Genomic DNA, 24,804 nt, shown 5'->3' with positions numbered 1-24,804 from the left:
ATGTATTAGCTCTAGCCTCGATATTTATCTAGATGTTCATACTATTTCGTTTCGATAAAGCTTCTATCAAATTCTAGCACTCAGTGCTGTACCCGGTTCCGAAATGCCACAATACGCTGTGGCAAAATGAATAAGGGCGTTTTAGATGCTAATTAGCGCATCACAAGTTGCCTCTTTAAAATACCTAGATGCAAATAAACATAACGCAGCGATATGGATTACCTATTCCCAACGACACCGCGCTTGAGCACATGTGTTCTTTGGTACGATACATAATTCAACACATCGACGTATCTGGTGGTTGGATGCCATTCGACAGGTATATGAAACTGGCCTTATATGCCTCTGGCCTGGGCTACTATAGCAATAGTACGGTTAAGTTTGGTCATAGCCCAGATGATGGTAGCGACTTTATTACTGCCTCGGAACTCACGCCACTGTTTGCTCAAACATTCGCCAAGCCAGTGGCTGAGATACTTAATGCTACCAATACTAGCCACGTAGTCGAATTTGGGGCTGGTACAGGTAAGTTTGCTTCCGTCTTACTGCGTACTTTAGATGAGTTAGGTATCGAGTGTACACGCTACACGATCATAGAATTGTCCGACACGTTACGCGAGCGGCAGCATAAATATATTGCAGAGACTGCGGAGCGGTTTATCCCCTGCGTTCAGTGGGTCAATACAATCCCAGAGCGCGTGGATGGCGTTATTGTTGGCAATGAAGTTCTTGATGCAATGCCGGTGCGTATTTTTGCGCGTCAGGATAGCTTATGGTATGAACGCGGTGTCTCGGTGATAGATGCAAGTCGATTTGTATTCGCCGATCGCCCTTTGATTCCCGCCCTAATACCAGCCACGCTTGCGTATGTTCCAAACGAGCACGACTACGTCACTGAGACACATGAGGCGGCAACTAAATTCGTGTATACGGTGTGCTCAGCACTCGGACGCGGTGCCGCATTGTTCGTCGACTATGGTTTCCCGGCTGCCGAGTATTATCATCCGCAACGCACGGAGGGTACGCTAATGTGCCACTATCAACATCACGCTCATAGCGACCCATTCCTCTATCCAGGCTTACAAGATATTACCGCACACGTGCAATTCAGTGCTATTAAACAAGCAGCCCGTATCGCAGGCGCACATTTACTCGGATATACATCACAGGCGCACTTCTTAATAAACGCCGGTATTACAGATTTACTTATGCAACTAGATCCAACCGACTCAGTCCGATTTTTGCCAAAAGCTAATATAGTACAAAAGCTGCTGTCAGAGTCTGAGATGGGCGAGCTATTTAAAGTAATTGCATTTTGTCGCGGATTTGATGCTAGACTAGCCGCCTTCAAGGGCGGCGATCGTTCGCATACATTATAACTTGTAAGGCTAGAATAGAGCGTTTTCTGTTATTTACTGCACTATAAAATTTGCCGTCATCAAACCTTAACTCGATCAGCTAGAGTCAGGCGCCGATAGTAGTCGCTTAATCTCTCGGCTTCGGAGCTCTATAAAAGACACTATATCAGTGTTCTATTTATTCTAGCAAGTCGCTATTATGCCATTATCAGATATGCCATTATCAGATCATTTTTATGAGACACGGTAAAATGATAAATTACCTAATTTATTGGGGCCTAGGACTGTCTAAGTTTTAATCTAAACCGCTACTAATTCGGCTAAAATAGCATGAGTAACCTAACCCAACAAACTATTCTTAGTGTGCATCATTGGACTGATACGATTTTTAGCTTCACTTGTACTCGCGACCCAGGATTTCGTTTTGATAACGGTCAATTTACAATGATCGGCTTGAAGGTAGATGGTAAGCTGCTACTACGTGCATACAGTATAGCAAGTGCTAATTACGAGGAAAATCTTGAATTTCTAAGCGTTAAGGTACAGAGTGGCCCGCTTACTTCTAGGCTGCAGCACTTGAAAGTAGGTGATAAAATCTATGTCGGAAAGAAACCGACGGGAACGTTAGTACTTGATAACCTCCTTCCAGGTAAAACTCTATGGCTGCTGTCTACTGGAACCGGTCTGGCTCCGTTTTTATCTATCATAAAAGACTTAAACATCTACGATCGTTATGAGAAAATTGTGCTCACGCATACATGCCGTTTCGTTAATGAGCTCGCATACCAAGAATACATCACTTTGCATTTACCGATGCATGAGCATATAGGAGCGAGAATCCGAGAAAAACTGATATATTTCCCGACTGTAACGCGTGAGTCGTTCCAAAATCGTGGCCGAATTACGGAGCTCATTAAAACAGGTAGATTATTCGCTTTGCTTGGCATGCCAACGTTCTCGAGAGAGAATAGTCGAATCATGTTGTGTGGAAGTCCGCATATGCTTCATGAAACACGGAAGCTACTTGATAGCTTTAATTTTATGGAAGGCAGTAATTCAACCCCAGGTGACTATGTTTTCGAAAAAGCTTTTGTTGGTTGACGCGCAGATTTACGAGCGCATCTATCAAGATGCGGTACAATCCATCGCTCCTGTTAAAACTAGATAAGTTTGCACTAGCCTATACTAGATAGGCTGCATATTATGAAGTAAAATTGTTAGGATCCACAGTATTCAGTCGACCTAGTACACTCTAAATCTTAACACTTCTTGACTAGCTCCGTATTTTTAATAAATGGCTATTTCTAATAGCCGCGCAATTAGTCTTTATATGTGATGACATATATCCTGCTGTGCAATAACGAGAAGATCTGTTCCTATTCTCGTCGGATTACAGTAATGCAAGGCATGGGTAAGCTAAATGCGAACGTAAATCGTACGGACACCACTATTAACCTAGTTATCTTTACTCATCGCAGCCTCTGTTCTTGACACTTTTAAGTGTAATACGATACTGTTAGCCTTAACCCTAGATTACTCTCGCATACAAATCATTGTCTTAAGAAATCGACTACATGCGACAACCCATACTGAATACTGCTGTTTCCCCTAAGTCAACATGGCAGCGTCTTTAGTCTTTATTTATTGGTAAGATGTGTACGGGGGGTGGTAGGCTGTTAAGCGAAGCGATAATTTTGCACCGCAATATGCTTCTTCCCTGCCTTGTCTGCGCTATTAAAGCGAGCTTACTATCTTGAGAACTCTAGAATACTGTCTTCTACTGCATACTACGTGCTGAGTAGCAAGCGATATACCTAGTGCGTTGTTCTAAATTAGAATAAAACTAACTTACATAAGTTGACTAAGCTACGCATGAGTGGTTCACATACTTAGCGAATTAAAAACTCAAAACAATGCTTATTAGCAGAGGCTTCTAATCTAGCTTTTGTGTAAAAATGTCACTTTATATTAATAAAGTAGTAAAAAAATTTATAAAAACAGCTATTTAGTGCGCCCGGCTGGGATCGAACCAGCAACCCCTGCCTTCGGAGGGCAGTACTCTATCCATTGAGCTACGGGCGCTTTACACATAAGCAATTGAAACTTGAACGCTAAATGAGCTTGAACTATAAGCTACCTTAACCGCAATGTCTATTAAATAATAATTACCCTTATAGCCATTATTCCCCATGAATTTATTCCGTTACATATCATATTACCCTTTAATTTTTTTAAAAATTAAAGGGTAATATGATATGGGATAAAATATTGATGCTTGCATGCTCTATACTCAATTTCTAGTGCAACGCGAACTTTAGTGCTTCCTAGTTCTCAGGTATATATAAGTTTGTATTTCTTCTACCATATCTTTAGTGCGTACTAAATGCCATTAAATTCTTTGTGAGAGAGAAAATTCAACACAGTCCCAGCTTATTAAGCTAGGATCAAAAATAGATGGAGCTCATATCGTTCATAACTTCTAGTTAAAAGATTTTTTATCGCATCTTTACCCCTATCGGGCGGTAAATATCTTACTTTTAGTATACCAGTAATTAATGCTGACATTAAATACTGAGCAGGTTTAAACAATTCGAGACTATATTATATGGGATGGATATAATTTAACACTAATGCTAGATTTTAAAGATTATCATATAATTATCATTACCTAATAAAGGTATCTATTTTTTATATTCTATAGCTCAATTTATAATTGTAATATCTAAATTGCCACGGAATGTCATGCTGAATCCGACGATCCCCTGTACTTTATGGCTAAGCCGACCATATCTATCGCACCACTATCTGTTTTAGTACTTTAGGTCCATGCGGCGCTTGTCGTCGCTCTAGCTACGTCTATGTATGGTCTAAACCCTCAGCAAAGCGCCGCAGTTATTTACTGTGATGGCCCATGTCTCGTTCTTGCGGGTGCTGGAAGTGGTAAGACACGTGTTATTACCCAGAAGATCGCTTATCTCATCGAAGAAAAAGGCTTTGAGCCACGTCATATTGCAGCACTTACTTTTACAAATAAGGCGGCAGCTGAGATGCGCGAACGGGTTAGCAAGTTGCTTAAGGGAAAAATACTGACGATACCTAGTAAGGAAAGTCGAATATCCCCTATTAAGCAGCTTCAGATATGCACATTCCATGCGCTTGGCATGCATATCCTGCGGCAAGAAGCAATACATGTCGGCTTAAAACCGCAGTTCTCGATCATGAATGCGGATGATTGTTTTTCCTTAATTCAGGAGCAAGTTGGTACGACGGACAAGGCGCTCATTCGTAGAATACAGTCGATCATATCGTTATGGAAAAACGGTATAGTTACGCCAGAACAGGCAAGTGCACTTGCACAGAATGAAGACGAAATGCGAGCGGCAGTTATATTTCATGATTATGAAGCTATTTTAGATGCGTATCAGTCAGTAGACTTTGATGACTTAATTTTATTGCCTACAGAATTATTCCGGAAGAACGCACTAGTGCACGAAAAATGGAAAAATCGTTTTCACTACCTTCTGGTAGATGAGTACCAAGACACTAATATATGCCAGTATGAGCTACTAAAGTTGCTCACAGGATCACGTTCAGCATTTACGGCAGTCGGCGACGATGATCAGGCAATTTATAGCTGGCGCGGCGCAACATTAGAAAATCTCGGTCACTTGCAGGAAGATTTCCCTCTTCTAAAAGTTATTAAACTCGAGCAAAACTATCGCTCGACAGTACGCATTCTAAACGCCGCGAATAGTTTAATCACACAAAATCGAAAACTGTTCAAGAAAAAATTGTGGTCCGAGCATGGAATGGGCGATACTATTACTGTAACGCCATGTAATCATGAGGAGCATGAGGCTGAATCAGTAGTGTTCCGTCTATCGGCGCATAAGTTTGAACGGCGAACGCAGTTTCGCGACTATGCGATTCTCTATCGAGGAAATTTTCAAGCACGAATTTTAGAGCAGGTGCTGCGACGTGAGCACATTCCGTACCTAATTTCTGGTGGAAAATCTTTCTTCGATCGAGCAGAAATTAAAGATATCTGTGCCCATCTGCGACTTATCGCCAATCATAACAATAATCCAGCGTTCATACGTGCAATCACTACACCGAGACAGGGTATCGGCAAAGCAACACTACAAACTCTCTGTTTATTTGCTAGCCAGGCAAAGGCCTCATTATTTGAGGCGGTCTATATGGGTGGCGTTGAGACGTGGCTCTCACTGCGTCAAATCGAGCTATTGCGAGTATTCTGCGATTTTATTCAACGTATTGCGTCACGAGCTAGCACTGATCCAGCAACGATATTACTGGATAACCTAATGGAGGCTATTCATTATGAGCAACACTTATATAATACTTTTGAGGAGCAACACGCGCAGACTAAGTGGGCAAATGTTCTCGAGTTTATAAAGTGGCTCAAAAAAAGGGGTACAAAGCTAGAACTCGATACTGCGCTTGGTGTAGCGGATAAAGCAGGCGGTAAAAATTCTAATAATGACGAGCAATATGCATTCGCCCCTAATAGTTTAGATGGACTAGCTGATTCCGGTAAGAATCTACTTGAACTAATTCAGACAGTCGCACTGATGTCGGCGCTCGATGGAAAAGAAAAAAATCCAGACGCGGTACACCTGTCGACCATTCATGCGTCGAAAGGACTAGAGTACTCTCACGTATTTTTAGTAGGTGTCGAGGAAGGTATTCTCCCGCACTATAGTGACACCGATGACGAGCCTATCAACCCAGTACAGATTGAAGAAGAGCGCCGTCTAATGTATGTCGCGATCACACGCGCACAGCGTAGCTTACATCTAAATTATTGTAAGAAGCGAAATCGCTCGAAAATAGCGATCTTATGCAAACCATCTCGCTTTATTGCGGAAATGCGTTTAGATAATGCGCTATCACCCGTTCCGGATGAAACACCTATGACTCCGAAGGAGCGCCTGAAGAACCTGATGGCCCTGCTTCAGAAGCGTTTATAAAATATTACTCTATACAGAGACAATACACGGCCTCCTGATAACGTGGATTAGTTAAAATATTTCACTCGAAGTTGCATGCTAACTATCCATAAGAGTGTTGATAATAGATAGAAGAAGATAGCAAAAATATGCGAGTTGCCCCGGTGATTTTTTGTCCACCTAGTAATTGAGATTAAGATACACTCAATATACATATGCTTAGTAGCTATATCTAGCTTAGCCTGAGACTCGTGAAAGATAAACCTAAAGCAAAGCTTGCTGACGCAGCATAGTCAATGAGGGTGGTGGTGCGCCTAGAAAATTACACGATGCAAGTAATATAAACCCACTCAATTAATATAAAATTTTAGGATAGTGCCTTAATCAAAAATCACCAGTCTCGCGAAGACTGGTGAAAAATGTCTATCTGCTCAAAGATTTTAATCTAGCTAGGGGCGTAGTCTGATCATCCTCGAGAAATCTAGAAAAGACGAGTAACTGAGTACCTCTCGCATAGCAGACCCATTCGTATTCGCCGCTGTCGACTATAACGACGGCGTATTCCAATCTAGATCTTCGGGGATATAGACTGCACTAGTAATCAGCATCATGTTTATAACATTAAGCCAGTTTAATGGACACGGCAGGCACGTAGAGTGAAGTATGCTAATATGCGATTGCAACCTTTCTAGGTTGGTTACGACTCTCGAAAACTATGCATGTTATATTGACGACCCTCTTTTGTATTTCATCTCGATCAACGCGAAACTTTCAGGAGTAATAGTAACTATTATGCTCATGACAGTGCTCACGCAGATCATGTACTAAATAGATACAGCATACGCGGTATGCAAACAACATAGAACAGATATATGTTTAGGAATTCACGCCTTTAGTGCCTCCCGCATGTTTGCACGATTTTATGTTTTCGTCACCAAAATCTTTCATGATTCAACTCAAGACTTACCCAACTCAACGAGATCTATCACGCACTTCATGCTCGTATGGTTAATTTCGCAGGATGGGGGGACATGCCATTACACTACGGCTCACGATTAATGAGCATTGCGTCGTGCGCAGTGACGCTGGCATGTTCGACGTATCAATATGTTCGTTATAGATATAGCTGGTGCTAGCGCACGAGCGTTCTTACAAATAGTATTAGCTAAAATATTAATAAACCGAGAACACCGGGTCAGGCGCTATACTCGTGCATGCTAAACCAGAGAGGAGGTATTGTCGATGACCTCATCATATACTTTTTTCGAATTTCCGAATCGTGGTCAACACCAGTACCACTGACAAAGATATTTGCTGGCTACGAAATCTTAATATACAAGGTAGCTTTAGAGCTACTGTGACACCACGATAGGACTTAGTGATCTTTGCCGTACAAGGCCAGAACGCACAGGTGAAAGTTGAGCAAGCTAAATCGTAATCTATTTTAGTCCTGCGCGCCAATCTTTGACCATGACTCTGCACCACTTAATGCTCAATACTAATACATTAGATTAAATATTATTGGTTTATTACAAGCCTTTAATAGGCTTGCTCTATTAGTCAATAAAATCCTTATCAAGCTATATTTATTATTATAACGTTGCTGATGTGAGCATGACATGGGTAATTTACTTTCGATATTTGACTCTATTTAAAGTTTTATATCCTAGCACTAGTTTTTTCTCTATTTATATTTATCCGAATCGCTCTAGAAGCACCAAAGCTGGCATAAAATAGCCCTATCTTATAATAGCTGTCTATAGGTACCCCTCTTTAATCGATTAAAAGCGAAATATTCTCTAATATCAGAGTATCAATAAGTCTCGGTAGTCACTACGTGTAGCTAAACTACTATACATTTTAAATTTTTTATAAAAATGCTAATTATCTACTGAATTAGTTTTTTAAATATACTCTTTAAATATAGATACTTAAACGTAAGTATTGTTTTGTAAGGGTTATTTACAATGTATTAATTTTAATGCTAAAGTTAAATTTTTAACTATATTTTTTGCATCAAAGCCTCTTTTACTAGCTATCAAGACGTAAGGGGCATATCGTGATAGTTTGTAAATAAATCTATGGCTAAAATAGCATAAGCAGGTGTTAGATATGTTTGAATCGAGGTTCGAAATACCGAAAAATATGCGTAAGATTTAAGGAATTAGTATGCAGTTCTAATAATTTAACAGATTCGTATATTTAAGCTAGCATAAAAGTGCTTTTGCTGATTTCAGCTATTACCGGAAAACTTATCATTTGTTACACAAACCATTTTAATCAAACATAGTTGTTCGGTCTACTTTTCTTCCCCCAATAGACAGATTGAAAAATCTTATGCTTTTATGCTAGCTTAAATATTAAGCGGATCGACTTCTATACTCCAGCGATATACACCCTTAAGTATGTGCAGTTGCGGTACCCAAATGCGCATCGTACGCTGTAGAGCTATGCGCGAAGTGCTTTCAAGTAGCAGTTGCGCACGATGCACGTGCATCACTTTAACGATATTGAGAGGTACTGGATCATAGCGTGTTACGCACTCAGCGCCAGGTATTGTATAAAGTATAGCGGAGGCTGCATTTAAAAATCGTAGTGCATTATCTAAACTATGTGCGCTAGCTCGCAGCAAAGCCTGGAAAACGAATGGAGGTAAGTGTGCATCACGTCGCTCGGCTAGCGCTGCATCGGCAAATCCAACGTAATCGTATCGCTCCAGAGACGCGTATAACGGATGTTGCACATACTTAGTTTGAATTAATACCTCGCTCCGAACACCTGTTCGACCAGCCCGTCCTGAGACTTGTATTAACTGGGAAAATAATCGCTCTCCGGCGCGAAAATCATGTGAGAACAACGCGGCATCCGAATTTAATACTCCGACTAGAGTAACACGTTTAAAATTATGTCCTTTCGCAATCATCTGCGTGCCAACTAGAATATCGATATCACCGGCATGCACTTCTGACAATAAGGTATTTACACTGCCCTTACGTTTCGTATTATCGGCATCAATACGCAATACTCTCGCATTTGGCACCAGAGCACTAAGCGCCTCTTCAATACGCTGCGTACCAAAGCCAAGCGGCGCTAGATCAACGTTTCCACACGCCGGACACGTCTGTGGAATTCGGCTCTCCCCCCCGCAGTGATGGCATCGCATACGCTGCTCGATTTTGTGCAGTACTAAATATGCGCTGCAGCGCGAACAGTTTATAACCCATCCACATGCACTACAAGTTAGAACGGGTGCATATCCTCGGCGATTAAGAAATACTAAGCTTTGTTCACCACGCTCTAAACAATCCCTTAGCGATTGCACAAGTGACAGCGACAGCTCACCTGATCGATAGTGACCTACCTGTTTTTCTATTGTCATATCGATTAGACGAACCCTGGGCAACACCGCATCCCCCACTGCTCGCCGAGATAAAACCAACGTTGTATGGCAGCGTTGGCATGCATGCCACCACGTCTCGAGTGACGGCGTGGCTGATCCGAGCACGATAGGAATGCCTAACTGCTTGGCTCTCCACACTGCTAAATCTCGTGCCGAATAGCATAGTCCTTCTTGCTGCTTATAAGCAGACTCATGTTCTTCATCGACGATAATCAGTGCTAGACGAGGCAAGGAAGCGAACACTGCCATACGTGTACCTAATATAATCCGAGCCCCCCCAATATGGGCTGCTAGCCAATTGCGGGTGCGCTCACCATCGGCTAGAGAACTATGTAAGGTTACACAAGCAGTAGATGGCCAGCTAGAAAAACGCTCCCGTAATACCGCTTCGAACTGTGGGGCTAGGTTGATCTCTGGTACCATCACTAAAGCCTGTGCATCAGGTTGTCGGATAAACAACGCAGCTAATCCGTGCAAATATACTTCAGTTTTTCCACTGCCGGTCACACCATATAATACATATGGTATAAAACTACGTGCGGCATCAATTGCCTCGACAGCCGCATACTGCTCATCATTGAGATTTGGACCCTTACCCTGGTTTAGAGACGATATGATATTTGTAGATTGCTGCTCATAGATTGGGTGCGTTATGCCCATTTTCAGTGACTCAATAGCACTACACAATTGCATCTGTACCCATCCGCGATCTTTCCAGTGCTCAAGCACTACAGCGGCTTTAGAATAAAGAGATCGGACATCAGCCGAGCTAAGCAACTCTGTCCGAAAAAATGCCTTGGCAAGCCGACGTGCCCCCGTAGCTCGAGCTGGTAATATATCCGGTAATTTATCACGTCCAGATTCTGTTAACCGATAGATTATCTTCTGAGCAAATAACTTGGGCCAACGAGCAGCATCGCGCAGCGCCCGAGGCAGTGCTAGCAATGCTACTTCCCCATGACTATACTGATAGTAGCTTGCGGCAAAGGAGATTAATTGAAGCAACTCCTTGTTTAGAGGAGGACAATTAATGCATGCATTTTGCACATCTCGCAATTTATTCAGTGGCACGTTAGTCGTATCCACAACCTCGATGACAAGTCCTACTGTTTGACGACACCTAAATTGTACCTGGACAAGCATACCAGGCAGGGGTTGCAATGGCAGGGCCCAGCAATAATCGTATAGCGCTGAACGAGGGTAGTCTAGAGCAACTCTAACGTAACAAAAAGACATCGGTTACTAAATCGTGTATCTACAGAAACTAATACATTAAGCTGAGATGATAATAATATAGGAATTATCTAAAATAATATCGTTCAGCTATAAATTAATCGATTATATTTATTAATATAAAAGACCTTCAATTATAAGAATGTAATGCTATGGTTTTGTACCATCCATGATGTAAAAAGCTCCCGGAAGAATGTGTATAAGTTGGCCGTATACTTCTAAAAAGTTACAGAAAATGCCCCATAGTAGTCCGACAGGTTGAAATGCTATAAATACGTTCATTATCCAATTTGATTTAAAAGGTGTTTATGATAATAATTGTGGATGTCGCTCATCTGCTGGACCTATGTAGGTGAAGTACACAATACATTTGCACCCAAATTACTTTATCAAGTAATCTCTCTACTCGCATGCGTATTATACTCATCAGTAACGGGCTAGCATCTTATCGATAACTAGCACTGCTAGCTAAGTAACTTTTCTAAATGAGTAATTTTTCTAAACTACATAGGGCGTGTGCAATATCCCCTGACTAGGAATTAGATCTCAGGCCCATATTGTCTCAGGGATTGTGAATGTCTATAAATAGATCGCCTCTTTAGCGTGTGGTAATCAAACGGCTACTGCATAATATCTGCCGCATCGAGTGCTAGTAGCTACTCACGTAAACAATAACCCTCCCACGTACTATCTAAATATATTCTAGTTTTCTCCACTATACGCATAGAAAGTATCGTTAGCAAAATTGTGAATTACAGTGTAGTTTTTCAGAGAAAAAACTATTGAGTGATATAAGACTCGCATAGAGTCTGGTAATAGTTTATTCCATCAACAATAATCAATATTTATAAAATATAAAAGACTGTTAATAAATTCTCAGATAATTTATTGAAATTAGCAATAAATATTGCATTTATGCATTATTGCATAAAATTCTCACAATTTTTTTGAACAATTCAAGGAGTGATTCTTGGATTTTATAGGTACTGCTAGATAATCGAATGTTTATGTGATTAAAACTTAATATATTGTGCGTAATATGCATGCCACTTATAGCAGAAGACCAGCACTACACTAAATTAGTTGTCTCTATAAGCTCGGTGTTTTTATTTCTATAAAACTAGGGGAATTTAAATCTTGTTTTAAGGGAAATAAAATTTTTTTAACTACTAGGCTTGGTTAGTACTCAAGAAATTGAGCAACGCGTGCAGCTTAACACAGCACAACCAGTTATTAGCTGCTATAGTTAGATGCCGTGTATTGAAATAAATAAAATTACTATGTTTATAATTCTTATTAAGATAATTAAGTAGTCATTAAATTAATGTCAATAATATACAACTATCTTCAGTGTATTTTTAGAAAGCGACAGCTAGATAAATAACGAAGTAAATACTCCTATGCACGATTTCTTTATAAGGGTAGTAATTAAGTTGAGATTTTTAACATATTCAAGTAATTACTTATCTTGCGATAGAGGCAAAATAAGTGTTAGATTTTTTTATTTTTCAAGATATTTTCAATATATAAACAAGTATAAATTTAAACATCTTGCGGATATATTTTCAACGCCGTCGGTTACGACAGCGTAGTTGTGCGATAGCCGCGAGTTGGGCAGTAGCATAAGCTAACTTAGCTTGAGCTGTAGCATACTCAATATTCGAGTTAGTATTCTGCAAGATCTCTTCGGCGCACTTACGTGCCTGCTCAGCTTTCACCTCGTCTAATTCTGAGCTACGAATCGCAGTCTCTGCGAGCACTGTTACTGTTCTAGGCTGCACCTCAAGGATCCCGCCAGCGATAAATATAAACTGTTCATCACCATTCTCGTCCTCAATACGTACAGAGCCTAATCGGATACGAGTGATAAATGGAGTGTGGCCCGGTAAAATGCCAAGCTCACCCACTTCGCCCGGGAGCGAAACAAATTTCGCGTTTCCGGAAAAAATACTTTCCTCGGTACTCACTACGTCCACTTTAATAGTTGTCATATTAATTAATAGTGAGGTATAAATCTTCGAGATAAGAATAATGGGTTTTTATTATCTTAACGTTATTAATATTAATACAAGCAAAAAACTAATTAAATATCTTTTTTCTTCTCGAAAGATTCGTCGATCGAACCAACCATGTAAAACGCTTGCTCCGGTAGATCGTCACACTCGCCATTAACAATCATTTTAAATCCACGAATCGTTTCCTTTAGCGGCACATACTTTCCAGGTAATCCCGTGAACACTTCCGCCACATGGAATGGCTGTGACAAGAAACGCTGAATCTTACGCGCACGAGCTACTGTTAGCCTATCTTCCATTGATAGTTCATCAATTCCAAGAATTGCAATAATATCGCGTAGCTCTCTGAAACGTTGTAATGTCTGTTGAACACTCCGCGTTATTTTATAGTGCTCCTCACCAATCACGTTAGGGTCGACCTGACGTGACGTCGAATCAAGCGGATCAACTGCTGGATAGATACCTAGTGAAGCAATGTCACGCGACAATACAACGGTGGCATCTAAGTGACCGAACGTAGTTGCTGGAGATGGATCAGTTAAATCATCTGCTGGAACGTACACAGCTTGTACTGAAGTAATCGAGCCAGTTATTGTTGACGTAATGCGCTCTTGCAGCTTGCCCATTTCCTCAGCGAGCGTCGGCTGGTAACCCACTGCGGACGGCATTCGTCCCAACAGGGCAGACACTTCTGTACCCGCTAAAGTGAATCGGTATATATTGTCGATGAAGAACAGGATATCGCGACCTTCATCACGAAAGTGCTCAGCCATTGTCAGGCCTGTTAACGCTACGCGTAGCCGGTTACCTGGCGGCTCGTTCATTTGGCCATACACTAGCGCAACTTTATCTAAAACGTTTGAGTCTTTCATTTCATGGTAGAAGTCGTTTCCTTCACGAGTACGCTCACCCACGCCCGCAAATACAGAGTAACCTCCATGCTTCTTCGCGATATTATTGATTAATTCCATCATGTTTACCGTCTTACCTACGCCGGCGCCGCCAAATAAGCCTACTTTCCCACCTTTTGCGAATGGGCAAATTAAGTCAATTACTTTGATACCGGTTTCAAGCAACTCCGTCGATGGAGATAGTTCATCGAACGCCGGCGATCTCTGATGGATTGATCGTGTGTTTTCGTGCGAAATCTCACCCGCCTCATCAATTGGCCGGCCAAGAACGTCCATAATCCGACCAAGGATTGGCATACCAACTGGTACAGTAATCGGATTACCTGTATTCTTTACTATTAGCCTACGGCGTAAACCTTCTGATGATCCCAAACAAATCGTTCGTACAACGCCATCGCCAAGTTGTTGCTGGACTTCGAGGGTTAAATCACTACCCTCTAGAATTAGCGCGTCGTAAATCTTTGGCATATGAGCACGCGGGAACTCAACATCAATAACGGCACCGATGCACTGTATAATCTTGCCCTCTACCAAAGCATTAGTACTCATTGTATTTCCTTTAAATACTTAATTTTTTCTAAGCGAGTGGACTGTGGCTTTAGCTATACAATGCTCAGATCGCTGCTGCACCGCCGATAATTTCTGATAGTTCTTTGGTGATCGCTGCCTGACGGCTCTTATTATAGATAAGCTGGAGGTCATTAATAACCGTCCTTGCATTATCAGATGCCGCTTTCATTGCTACCATGCGCGCTGATTGCTCAGATGCCATGTTCTCAATAACAGATTGATATATAAGCGTTTCTACATAGCGAACCATTAAATCATCAATTACTAACTTCGCATCGGGCTCATAGATATAGTCCCACAATAACTTGGGGGGGGTGTCTATATCTAAACGCTTTTCGAATCGTTCATTTGTTAATGGCAGCAGTTGCTCGATTATTGGCTCCTGCTTCATCGTATGAATAAAACGCGTGTAAACCAGATACACTGCTAATAATTTACCCTGAGAATACCGATCAAGCTGTATTTTAATCGCACCGATCAACTGCTCTAGGTGTGGAGTATCGCCTAGGTTAGTAACCTGAGATAAGATTTCACTGCCAAGACCGCTTAAGAAGGCGACGCCTTTACTGCCGATTGCAGTTGATTCTGTTTTAATACCTTGCACAGCGAAACTTTTAAACTTCTGCGCTAGCGTGCGCAAAACGTTTGTATTCATACCACCGCATAAGCCCTTATCAGTAGTTACAACAATAATGCCCGCCCTCTTTGCGCCCCGGTTTTTTACCATAAATGGATGACAATATTCCGGATTCGCCTCACTCATATGTGTAATAATATCGCGCACCTTATTAGCATACGGACGTGCTGCTCTCATACGTTCTTGTGCTCGTCTCATCTTGGATGCAGACACCATTTCCATAGCTTTTGTGATCTTGCACGTGTTCTGAATGCTGTTGATTTTTCCGCGGATTTCTTTCATTCCAGCCATTGCTTACTCCTTCTCTGAAACAGCACGGCCAATCCTCATAATGCGTAATGTAAAGCAAACTTTGATTATGTTCTTAAGATCACGAATCAGTAGGTGCAAGATTTTTTAAAGCCTTGAATCACTACATGCAGCGCAGTTTCATCATCTTTACTTAAATCTTTATTATCTTCTATACGCTCAATAATTGGGGCATAGTTAAGCTTTAGAAAGTCATTCAAACTTTTTTCAAATGGTAGAACGTTCTTCACCTCTAGATCATCTAAGTATCCATGGTTCGCAGAGAATAGTGCGACAGCTAGTTCACAAACTCGCAGAGGCTGATATTGTGGTTGCTTAAGTAATTCTGTAACACGACGGCCCCGCTCAAGCTGTTTTCTGGTCGCTTCGTCCAGGTCCGACGAAAACTGCGAAAATGCCGCAAGCTCACGATACTGCGCTAAATTAGTCCGAATTCCACTAGATAGCTTTTTAATCACTTTTGTCTGAGCTGCCCCACCAACCCGTGACACTGAAATACCGACATTAATCGCCGGACGAATACCGGAGTTGAATAAATCAGTTTCCAAGAAGATCTGGCCATCAGTAATTGAGATAACATTAGTTGGAACAAATGCAGTCACGTCACCAGCCTGTGTCTCAATGATTGGTAGGGCAGTCAGTGATCCACTTCTATGCTTTATTTCGCTTTTTGTAAACTTCTCGACATATTCTTCGGATACGCGTGCCGCCCGCTCAAGCAAACGCGAATGCAGATAGAACACGTCACCAGGATATGCCTCTCGTCCCGGAGGACGACGAAGAAGCAGCGATATCTGACGATACGCCCATGCTTGCTTTGTCAAGTCGTCATAAATAATTAGCGCATCCTGACCTCTATCACGAAAGTATTCGCCCATCGTACAACCAGCATATGGTGCAATAAATTGCATTGCGGCGGAGTCAGATGCTGAGGCAGCTACGACTATAGTATAGTCCATTGCTCCATGCTCTTCGAGCTTGCGAACAACATTCATGATCGACGACGCTTTCTGGCCGATCGCAACATAGATACACGTCAGATTTTTACCCTTCTGGTTAATAACTGTATCAATGGCCAAAGCGGTTTTTCCGGTTTGCCGATCACCGATAATCAGCTGACGCTGACCACGACCGATTGGTACCATCGAATCGATCGATTTTAGGCCCGTTTGAACTGGCTCGGATACCGACTTACGCCAGATTACTCCTGGCGCGATCTTTTCAATCGCATCAGCGCTCTTTGCGTTGATCGACCCTTTGCCATCAATCGGATTGCCTAACGCATCAACGACACGCCCAATTAATTCGGGACCAATCGGAGCTTCGAGGATTCGGCCCGTTGTCTTGACTGTATCTCCTTCGGAGATATGTTCGAATTCACCTAAAATTACTGCTCCGACTAAGTCGCGCTCTAGACTCAGTGCTAAGCCAAAGGTATTTCTAGAAAACTCCAGCATCTCACCTTGCATCACGTCAGATAAACCGTGGATTCGCACAATGCCGTCTGCTACAGATACTACGGTTCCCTGATTGCGGATGTCAGCATTATCGGACAGCCCCTGGATCCGGCTCTTGATTAGCTCTCTGATTTCAGAGGGGTTAATTTGCATAATCACTCCTAATGTTTAATGCTATTGCATGACACGTTAGCTTGATGTAGCCGGATCATAATTTAGTTATGCAATCAACGCTGCTTGCATATCCGCAATCCGCGCGCGGACAGAGGTATCGAGTACCTCATCACCGACCGTCACCCGCACGCCTCCAATCAGTGCAGGATTAAGCTTCAATATTGGCTTTAACTTTCGTTGGAACTTGCGTTCAAGCGCCACAACTAGTTTAGACAGCTTATCCCCGTCGAGCGAGAATGCACTCTCAATAGTTACATTAGTTAAACCTTCCTCTGTGTTATCTAATGCGCTAAACTGGGTAGCGATCTCAGGCAACAACCGAACCCGGTGGTTTTCTACTAGCATCTGTACGAAGTTTCTCGCAGCGGGTACGCTTTTTAATGGTGACTTTAATTCGGAAAGTAGCAAGTCTACAATCTGTTGGCACTTCATCTTTGGGTTCGATACAACCGAGAGAACTTCTGGAAAATATACAATTTGCGATAACTCCTGAACTAATGTAATCCAAGACACACGATTAGTTGACGCAATATCTAATAGGGCTTTAGCGTACAGACGAGCAATAGTTACTAGTTCGGTCATAGTCAAAGCTGGGCTTGCAGCTTGTTTAGTAGTTCTGTATGTGTGTTCTGGTCAATTTCTCGCCTTAAGATCTGCTCCGCACCCTTGACCGCTAATATAGCAACATCTCTTCGCAACGCGTCACGGATCTTAATTACTTGTTGCTCAGCTTCCATTTTTGCTCGATTGATTATCCCTGCCGCCTCAGATTGTGCATTACGCTTAATTTCGTCGGCCACAAGTTGAGCTTGCTCTTTGGCCTCTGAAATACGCTGCTGTGCTTCATTACGCACTTTTGTTAATTCCTCTACAATCTGCCTGTGTACTGCCTCAAACTCTGCTTTACCTCTATCAGCAGCAGCAAGCCCATCAGCAATCTTCTTCGCCCGCTCATCAAGCGCGCCGATAAGCGGTGGCCAAACGAACTTCATCGTGAACCATGCAAGGGTCAGGAACACGATCATTTGTGCAATCAAAGTTGCGTTTAGATTCACGGTGTTTCCTTAACAACTATAGCTTTTCCGGAATTATTAAAAGCAGGAATATTTCCACAAGACCTAGCAAAGATTTCACCCGCTCTTTAATACGACGCACATCATGCAACGCGTGCTTAATCAAAAAACTTATCCAGCAAGCTTAGATAGTAATGGGTTCGCAAATGCAAATAGCATAGCTACACCGACACCGATCAGGAACGCCGCGTCAATTAAACCTGCAAGCAGAAACATTTTGGTCTGTAATGGATTTATTAATTCTGGCTGGCGGGCGCATGCCTCAATGTATTTACCACCCATCAGCGCAATACCAAGGCAGGCACCTATCGCACCCAAACCGATGATGATGCCTATAGCAATAGCAGTCAGTCCTTGGACGTTGGCAATGAAAGCTTGCATAATCACTCCTTTTTAAAAGACTTAAGAACTTGAAATTCAAACTTTTATGTTTGCAAAACCTTAGTGAGACTCATGTGCCTGGCCAAGGTAAACCAGCGTTAGCATCATGAAAATAAAGGCTTGTAACAATACGATAAGGATATGGAAGATTGCCCATATGCTCCCAGCAAGTACGTGACCAATAAAGCCAAGCACCGTTGTATCCATCCCAAATCCCCATATACCACCTAGCAACGCTATCAATAAGAATAGTAGCTCGCCAGCGTACATATTCCCAAATAATCGCATACCAAGCGAAATGGTCTTTGCAAGAAACTCAATTAAGTTTAGCAATAGATTAGGCAACCAAAGAAACGGATTCGAGCCAAATGGAGCTGATACTAACTCACGCATAAAGCCTTTAATCCCTTTTATCTTTACGCTGTAATACAACATCAGAATAAGCACGCCCAGCGAAATACCCAATGTACCATTCAAGTCAGCAGTTGGCACAAGCCGATGATGTGGAATCATATTTGACAATCCAATCCATTGGATAACACTTCCAGGTAGATCGACGGGAATAAAGTCTAGAGAATTCATTAATGCAACCCAAAGGAATAGGGTCAGTGCTAGTGGGGCGATAAAATGTCGATCTCCACAGACAATAGCTTTAGATTGGTCTTCAACCATCTCGACTAACATTTCGATCGCGCATTGGAAGCGGCTAGGAACACCCGTTGTTACTGTGCAAGCAGCAATAGCCAATATCACAATAGTAACTAGACCCATCGAAATTGACCAAAATAGCGTGTCGATATTAATAACCGAGAAATCGAGAATCAAGCTTTGATGCTTTGATGCAAAATTCTGCAAGTGATGCTGAATATACTCGGACGGATCCGGATGCGTTCTTACGCTAGCGATCATGACGTGTCAACCCAATAAATCGAAAATCTGCTTCGTCGGGTACCGCGCCAGTCAGCGCTATACCAGCATGAGCCAGTATGTTGCCTTCAACGTAACGAGGTAGGTGACAAGCAGCGCAAGCCAGCAGACGTTTTGATACAGTAGAACGGTGGAAATAAACAACACGATTGTTAATGCGATTTTCACTGCTTCGCTTAGCACCAAAGAAAATATGCTCTCAGTGCCTCTTTTTTCTCAGGAGTACCGCGAACAACGCACTTGGCACCCAGCATACTAACCCACCTAAAGACAAGGACATCACAGCATTACCTGGCGATTTTTTAAAAATCCACCACCCGAGCGCCGCTACTAATGATACAACTATTTGTACTATCACAATTTTTATTAGCTTAACACCTAATGTAGGGCTTCGCCAAAACTCGAATATGTGTTTAGCAAAAATCAATATCAGCTGCGCGCTGTTATTGTCCTTCAGTTTATCTCCATGATCATTACTCGTATTGGCAGGCCTTAGCTTCATGACTTATAAGAAATTTGCTTTTTCTAGGCTAGAATGCTAGTTGTCATTAAACTTCAGCGATACTAAAACCGATAAATACGGACGATTGTAGGCTATTGCTGTGGCGTATTCAATGACCTCTACCGGTACAAGCCTATCACCCTTATACGTGAAGGGTGTATATAAATGTTATCTGACCTAGGTTTTCGTGCATTGACGCCATATATATTTTATATGGCGTCAATGCACGTTATAGAAAGACTCTGATCGATCGAGATAATAAAGCCGCTAACGCTACTCTAAATTTACGGAAGAAGACCAATCCTATGGAGTCTTGTGAAGCTTAATAAGGTAGGTTAGCTGCAGCTATGCAAAATCCCTGCCATCCAAGTGCATCTATATATTTAAATGGGTACTAGAAAATACTATGCCTCGTATATTAAAGTCGCCAAGGTCAACCAATAGTCTTTCGAAGTTATAGCGATTGATTTTAATTTTACACTAGGCCGTTTATTCATATGTATCCTGAATACGTATACTTCTGACTGCATGCTGTGTTCTGCATGATCTCCCTCATTTAGGCGACCACACGATCAAGAAGAAACCTAATAGGATGTAGTTAGTATCCTCAACCAATCAAACTTTAGATAAAATAACCTCATTAATTTAATAAATACCTATATTGTTGTAGCATAATTCATCAGATTTAATTATTAAATATAAAGTGCATCACTCCTCGTGAATCTTATGACGGCATTAACTAGGCCAGAAAATATATTATCGAAGAGCATCAGCACAGGCATGTACCTTATATACTAGTCGATAAAAAATCATGTGCTCTCTTGCTCGATTAGTGATACGCATAGTTCTTTATTACCCAGATTTCAGCGGGGTTAACCAGTATCATCGATTTATAATTTTAGTAATCTAGTATCCCGATACAGTCGGGCTCTATAGCTATTTTAACAATATGCCGCTCGGCATCAAGCGATGGAACGGTAAGCCGAATAACCTGTTGCACTGTCACGCCAGCTGGTAACCGAGCGATCTCTTTATCTGGGTAAGTGCCTTTCATAGCCCATAACACCCCGCCTGGCGCGATCAAATGCCGAGAGAGCGCAACAAAATCAGCTAACTCCGAGAAGGCGCGCGATACAATTGCCTCAAATCGAGGTAGTACGTTAGTCTCGGCACGCAACCTTTCTACGTGTCCAGTAACTATAGATAAATTAGGCAGTCGAAGGACTGATTTAGCTTGCTGCTGAAACGAGGTTTTTTTTTGAACGATATCGTTATTTACTACAGCGCAGAATGGCATAGCAAACGCAATCACAATTCCTGGTAGACCACCACCTGAACCAACATCAAGCAACGAAGTTGGCAATAGAGCCGCAATATGCGGTACGATCGCCAGCGAATCGAGAAGATGCCGTATTACCATTTGACGTGGATTGCAGATCGCCGTTAAGTTGTAGACTGCATTCCATTTTGATAACAAAGCAACATAGTCTAATAATCCGACGATCTGCTCTTCTGATAGCACAACTCCCAGCTCGACAGCACCATCACGCAGCAACTTCTGAAGCTCTATCTGTTGCGCCGCATAATCTTCGTACCCACCTCGAATTCGGTCACTTCTAGTGCGGATCATGATACGGTATATCTGCTGGAAGAGGCACCTGTTATAGGATCGACAGCCTTTATTCAAAGATAAAAGTATTCTCTAGCACTGCACTTTTGTAAATATCAATCGACCTAAGCTTTTCTTTAGGTGCACTATCAATAGTGAAATGGAAGCTGGCGTCACGCCGGAAATCCGTGAGGCTTGGCCCATAGTTTCAGGGCGAAAATGATTCAGCTTTTGTTGGGCTTCAAACGACAATCCACTGACCTGTGTATAGTCTATATCTACTGGAAGCCTGGTATTTTCATACGCTTCATTCCGTGCGATCTCTCTTGCTTGGCGCTCAATATAGCCTTGATACTTTACTCCAATTTCGACTTGATGCTTGATTTGCGCAAGCATTTCCGGCTCGTCAGATAATACGTCAGATGGCGCATAGCGACTATCTTGTAGTGCCATCAACTTATCATAGCTAACTCCAGGACGGCGTAAAAAGTCCGCTAAACTATATTCATGCTCAATAGGCTTACCTAAAAACGCAATTGCGTCTTCTTTTAGTAAGGTTTGCGGGGTAACCCATATAGATTTTAATCGGACTGTTTCTCGTAAAACGGCATCGCGTTTATGCAAAAAAAACGAGAACCGCACTTTATCGACAACACCCAATTCCCAACCAATTTCAGTGAGTCGAGTATCTGCGTTATCTTCGCGCAAGCTTAATCGGTATTCGGCCCTGCTAGTGAACATCCGGTAGGGTTCAGAAATGCTCTGCGTTACAAGATCATCAACGAGCACACCTAAATATGCCTGGTCGCGACGTGGTACCCATGCATCACGTTGTTGTTGCACAAAACACCCTGCATTAATGCCAGCTAGTAGCCCCTGAGCAGCCGCCTCTTCATACCCAGTAGTTCCATTGATTTGTCCAGCAAAGAACAGTCCTGCGATTGCTTTTGTCTCTAATGATGCCTTTAGTGCCCGTGGATCAAAATAATCATATTCGATTGCATAGCCAGGTCGCAGAATATGGGCATGCTCAAGACCTTTCATCGAACGAATTAGGTTAAGTTGTGCATCGAATGGTAAGCTGGTCGAGACGCCATTTGGATAAAATTCATTTGTTGTTAGTCCCTCCGGTTCTAAAAAAATTTGATGGGAATCTTTGTTAGAAAATCGATGAATTTTATCTTCGATTGACGGGCAATAACGAGGTGCGACACCCTCGATCACTCCGGTATACATTGGTGAGCGATCTAGGCAGCTATGTATGATTTCATGCGTCTGAGGGTTTGTATGTGTTACCCAACATGGAACTTGCTGAGGATGCTGCTCAGGTCGACCTAAAAACGAGAATATCGGGATTGGGTTGAGATTACCTAATTGCTTTTCCAGTTTTGAGAAATCTATAGATCGACCATCTATCCTGGGTGGTGTGCCTGTCTTTAATCGCCCACCAGGTAATTTTAGTTCTTTGAGGCGTGCCGAAAGTGACACTGCTACCGAATCGCCATCACGCCCACCCGTATAGCTATTTAAACCTACATGAATTTTTCCGTTTAGGAATGTGCCTGTGGTCAAGACAACCGCACGGGACCTAAATCGAACTCCGATCTGAGTAACGGCTCCTGAGACACGATTTCCTTCAATAATGAGATCATCAACAGATTGTTGGAATATCCATAGATTTAGTTGATTTTCTAGACGACGACGGATTGCCGATTTATATAAGAGACGATCAACTTGCGCGCGCGTTGACTGAACAGAGGGCCCTTTAGACGAATTAAGAATACGGAATTGGATTCCAGCTTCATCAGCCGCTGTTGCGATGGCTCCCCCTAAAGCGTCGACTTCCTTAACCAGGTGTCCTTTACCAATACCACCAATCGATGGATTGCAGCTTATCTGGCCAATTGTTTCAATGTTATGTGTTAACAACAAAGTTTTAACGCCCATTCGAGCAGCAGCAAGTGCAGCTTCGGTGCCAGCATGTCCGCCACCAACTACGATAACATCAAATTCGGTGGGATAAAGCATAGTAATAACGCAACACCCTAAACACGTACCCCAGAAAAAAGAGCAGAAAGCCTACTCTACTGGCCTATCTACCTAAAATTACCCAAGAGACACTCTATACAGCCTTTTATTTTATTCGGCAAGTGAAGTGCTTTCAGTCACCATACGATATTTTTCTAGAATTTCAAACAATTTTGCATACAAACATAGTTGCAATACAGTGATGTATTGGATATGAAGTCATAGTATTTGATACTATACTCGCTATAGTCATGACCTTTACTAGTTCAACGCGTGATTGTAACAAATCATTCTCACAGTTGTACATGCTCCAATTAATATTGGTCAGCGTATATACGAGTGATTCGATATAGTGCATTAGAAAGAACACTAGATAGAGATCTCAAAACGACTGATGATATAGACGAGGTAGTGGTTTTCGGACGATATCTATTGCTCATTAAGTAATAAATTATAGAAATCTCTTAAGTATCTGACGCAATGAATCGCACCTAGGCTGATCGAATTTCTCTAATTAACTCGAGTCGCAGTAAAAAATAACCCGATGATGGATGCAATATACTACGATATCGAATGCAATTGAAATACTATACTCGCATATCTAAGCAGTTAGCATGCATGGTGCATATTGAACACTATAAATCTTTGAGTTCCATTATCGTTTAGTTCTAATAGATCTTGAGATCAAAAAACATGCCTAAAAATATGCTACTAGTTTCATGGCTTAAAATTATTGTTCTCGATCCATATTGCGCAGATCGAGAACAATACTTCGCATATCGGAATCGCTAATTCACAGCAGAAAAAATACTAGTTGATAACTTAATAGCAGTTTCTCTAATTTTGCGTAAATTAGGTTAATATCTATTGATAAAGAGTTTTATATCTATAGAAAACCTTTTGGTATTTCTTCTACAATTAGAAAAATCCAAATATCTCGTCTTCACAAATTTCAGCACTAGAATATATACATAGCTGCCTTCTATCAGAAGTAATACGGCTATGCACTAAGTTTCAGGCAAAACACTTATTTTGGACACAGACCATATAATCGTTCGAAAATTTCGTATTCGAACCAGCTGCTTTAAAGAGTCAATGAAGCAAGCAAAATTAACTTACTTATTATAATTCGTAACTTTCAAAAATAAAAAATCTAAACAGAACTAATATAAACGGACTATATGCAATTAAACCACATACTTTAGTTGCAACTAAAAAAGACACTCCAATTTAGATCACAACTGTAGAAT

The 24,804-nt window shown here is 41.7% G+C and carries 15 protein-coding genes and 1 tRNA gene; 3 read left to right on the top strand and 13 right to left on the bottom strand.

What is annotated here, in order from left to right; all coding sequences use genetic code 11:
* The first annotated feature begins 188 nt into the window (after positions 1-188).
* Positions 189-1,379: a class I SAM-dependent methyltransferase gene (locus GKR41_RS00280; protein WP_226809870.1), complete on the top strand. Its 1,191-nt coding sequence runs from the start codon at positions 189-191 to the stop codon at positions 1,377-1,379.
* Between the two features lie 309 nt (positions 1,380-1,688).
* Positions 1,689-2,459 (top strand): ferredoxin--NADP reductase, encoded by a 771-nt coding sequence (locus tag GKR41_RS00275; RefSeq protein WP_226809869.1) that lies wholly within the window; start codon positions 1,689-1,691, stop codon positions 2,457-2,459.
* A 908-nt stretch (positions 2,460-3,367) separates the two neighbouring features.
* Here GKR41_RS00275 and GKR41_RS00270 read toward each other — a convergent pair.
* Positions 3,368-3,440 (bottom strand) — tRNA-Arg (locus GKR41_RS00270).
* Between the two features lie 776 nt (positions 3,441-4,216).
* On the opposite strand from GKR41_RS00270, the gene GKR41_RS00265 reads away from it, so the two are divergent.
* Entirely contained in the window at positions 4,217-6,349 is a 2,133-nt protein-coding gene (locus GKR41_RS00265) for a UvrD-helicase domain-containing protein (protein WP_226809868.1), read from the top strand.
* 2,332 nt (positions 6,350-8,681) lie between these two features.
* On the opposite strand, the gene GKR41_RS00260 is transcribed toward GKR41_RS00265, so the two are convergent.
* The 12 genes from GKR41_RS00260 to mnmG all read right to left on the bottom strand — a co-directional run bounded on the left by GKR41_RS00260 (position 8,682) and on the right by mnmG (position 23,554).
* Complete coding sequence (locus tag GKR41_RS00260) at positions 8,682-10,964, bottom strand: primosomal protein N' (RefSeq protein WP_226809867.1); 2,283 nt, start codon at positions 10,962-10,964, stop codon at positions 8,682-8,684.
* A 1,562-nt stretch (positions 10,965-12,526) separates the two neighbouring features.
* A complete protein-coding gene (locus tag GKR41_RS00255; protein WP_226809866.1) occupies positions 12,527-12,952 on the bottom strand; it encodes a F0F1 ATP synthase subunit epsilon in 426 nt (141 codons plus the stop codon).
* A gap of 92 nt (positions 12,953-13,044) precedes the next feature.
* The gene (gene atpD / locus GKR41_RS00250; RefSeq protein ID WP_226809865.1) at positions 13,045-14,436 is read right to left on the bottom strand and encodes a F0F1 ATP synthase subunit beta; all 1,392 of its coding nucleotides are present in this window, start codon (positions 14,434-14,436) and stop codon (positions 13,045-13,047) included.
* A gap of 64 nt (positions 14,437-14,500) precedes the next feature.
* Entirely contained in the window at positions 14,501-15,385 is an 885-nt protein-coding gene (atpG, locus tag GKR41_RS00245; protein ID WP_226809864.1) for a F0F1 ATP synthase subunit gamma, read from the bottom strand.
* 86 nt (positions 15,386-15,471) lie between these two features.
* Complete coding sequence (atpA, locus tag GKR41_RS00240) at positions 15,472-17,013, bottom strand: F0F1 ATP synthase subunit alpha (protein WP_226809863.1); 1,542 nt, start codon at positions 17,011-17,013, stop codon at positions 15,472-15,474.
* Between the two features lie 66 nt (positions 17,014-17,079).
* Positions 17,080-17,616: a F0F1 ATP synthase subunit delta gene (locus GKR41_RS00235; RefSeq protein WP_226809862.1), complete on the bottom strand. Its 537-nt coding sequence runs from the start codon at positions 17,614-17,616 to the stop codon at positions 17,080-17,082.
* 2 nt (positions 17,617-17,618) lie between these two features.
* Positions 17,619-18,089, bottom strand: a complete 471-nt coding sequence (locus GKR41_RS00230) for a F0F1 ATP synthase subunit B (RefSeq protein ID WP_226809861.1) — start codon at positions 18,087-18,089, stop codon at positions 17,619-17,621.
* Positions 18,090-18,218: 129 nt separating this feature from the next.
* Positions 18,219-18,488 (bottom strand): F0F1 ATP synthase subunit C, encoded by a 270-nt coding sequence (gene atpE, locus GKR41_RS00225; protein WP_226809860.1) that lies wholly within the window; start codon positions 18,486-18,488, stop codon positions 18,219-18,221.
* A 60-nt stretch (positions 18,489-18,548) separates the two neighbouring features.
* On the bottom strand, positions 18,549-19,397 hold the full coding sequence (gene atpB, locus GKR41_RS00220; RefSeq protein ID WP_226809859.1) for a F0F1 ATP synthase subunit A: 849 nt from the start codon (positions 19,395-19,397) through the stop codon (positions 18,549-18,551).
* A gap of 217 nt (positions 19,398-19,614) precedes the next feature.
* On the bottom strand, positions 19,615-19,917 hold the full coding sequence (locus GKR41_RS04030; RefSeq protein ID WP_420885657.1) for an ATP synthase subunit I: 303 nt from the start codon (positions 19,915-19,917) through the stop codon (positions 19,615-19,617).
* 898 nt (positions 19,918-20,815) lie between these two features.
* Positions 20,816-21,472: a 16S rRNA (guanine(527)-N(7))-methyltransferase RsmG gene (gene rsmG, locus GKR41_RS00210; RefSeq protein ID WP_226810268.1), complete on the bottom strand. Its 657-nt coding sequence runs from the start codon at positions 21,470-21,472 to the stop codon at positions 20,816-20,818.
* A 147-nt stretch (positions 21,473-21,619) separates the two neighbouring features.
* The gene (gene mnmG / locus GKR41_RS00205; RefSeq protein WP_226809858.1) at positions 21,620-23,554 is read right to left on the bottom strand and encodes a tRNA uridine-5-carboxymethylaminomethyl(34) synthesis enzyme MnmG; all 1,935 of its coding nucleotides are present in this window, start codon (positions 23,552-23,554) and stop codon (positions 21,620-21,622) included.
* Positions 23,555-24,804 lie beyond the last annotated feature (1,250 nt).

It is taken from the genome of Candidatus Vallotia laricis (genome assembly GCF_020541325.1).
In the GTDB taxonomy this organism is placed as follows: Bacteria; Pseudomonadota; Gammaproteobacteria; order Burkholderiales; family Burkholderiaceae; genus Mycetohabitans; species Mycetohabitans laricis.
Note: the sequence above shows the minus strand (reverse complement) of the source record. Positions and strands in the feature narration are given on the sequence as shown.

What these genes read in the sequence shown, in the direction of transcription:
- atpD (WP_226809865.1), bottom strand. Translation starts at nt 14,436, where the DNA reads ATGAGTACTAATGCTTTGGTAGAGGGCAAGATTATACAGTGCATCGGT.
- mnmG (WP_226809858.1), bottom strand. Translation starts at nt 23,554, where the DNA reads ATGCTTTATCCCACCGAATTTGATGTTATCGTAGTTGGTGGCGGACAT.
- GKR41_RS04030 (WP_420885657.1), bottom strand. Translation starts at nt 19,917, where the DNA reads ATGAAGCTAAGGCCTGCCAATACGAGTAATGATCATGGAGATAAACTG.
- GKR41_RS00260 (WP_226809867.1), bottom strand. Translation starts at nt 10,964, where the DNA reads ATGTCTTTTTGTTACGTTAGAGTTGCTCTAGACTACCCTCGTTCAGCG.
- GKR41_RS00275 (WP_226809869.1), top strand. Translation starts at nt 1,689, where the DNA reads ATGAGTAACCTAACCCAACAAACTATTCTTAGTGTGCATCATTGGACT.
- GKR41_RS00255 (WP_226809866.1), bottom strand. Translation starts at nt 12,952, where the DNA reads ATGACAACTATTAAAGTGGACGTAGTGAGTACCGAGGAAAGTATTTTT.
- atpA (WP_226809863.1), bottom strand. Translation starts at nt 17,013, where the DNA reads ATGCAAATTAACCCCTCTGAAATCAGAGAGCTAATCAAGAGCCGGATC.
- GKR41_RS00235 (WP_226809862.1), bottom strand. Translation starts at nt 17,616, where the DNA reads ATGACCGAACTAGTAACTATTGCTCGTCTGTACGCTAAAGCCCTATTA.
- atpE (WP_226809860.1), bottom strand. Translation starts at nt 18,488, where the DNA reads ATGCAAGCTTTCATTGCCAACGTCCAAGGACTGACTGCTATTGCTATA.
- atpB (WP_226809859.1), bottom strand. Translation starts at nt 19,397, where the DNA reads ATGATCGCTAGCGTAAGAACGCATCCGGATCCGTCCGAGTATATTCAG.
- atpG (WP_226809864.1), bottom strand. Translation starts at nt 15,385, where the DNA reads ATGGCTGGAATGAAAGAAATCCGCGGAAAAATCAACAGCATTCAGAAC.
- GKR41_RS00280 (WP_226809870.1), top strand. Translation starts at nt 189, where the DNA reads ATGCAAATAAACATAACGCAGCGATATGGATTACCTATTCCCAACGAC.
- GKR41_RS00265 (WP_226809868.1), top strand. Translation starts at nt 4,217, where the DNA reads ATGTATGGTCTAAACCCTCAGCAAAGCGCCGCAGTTATTTACTGTGAT.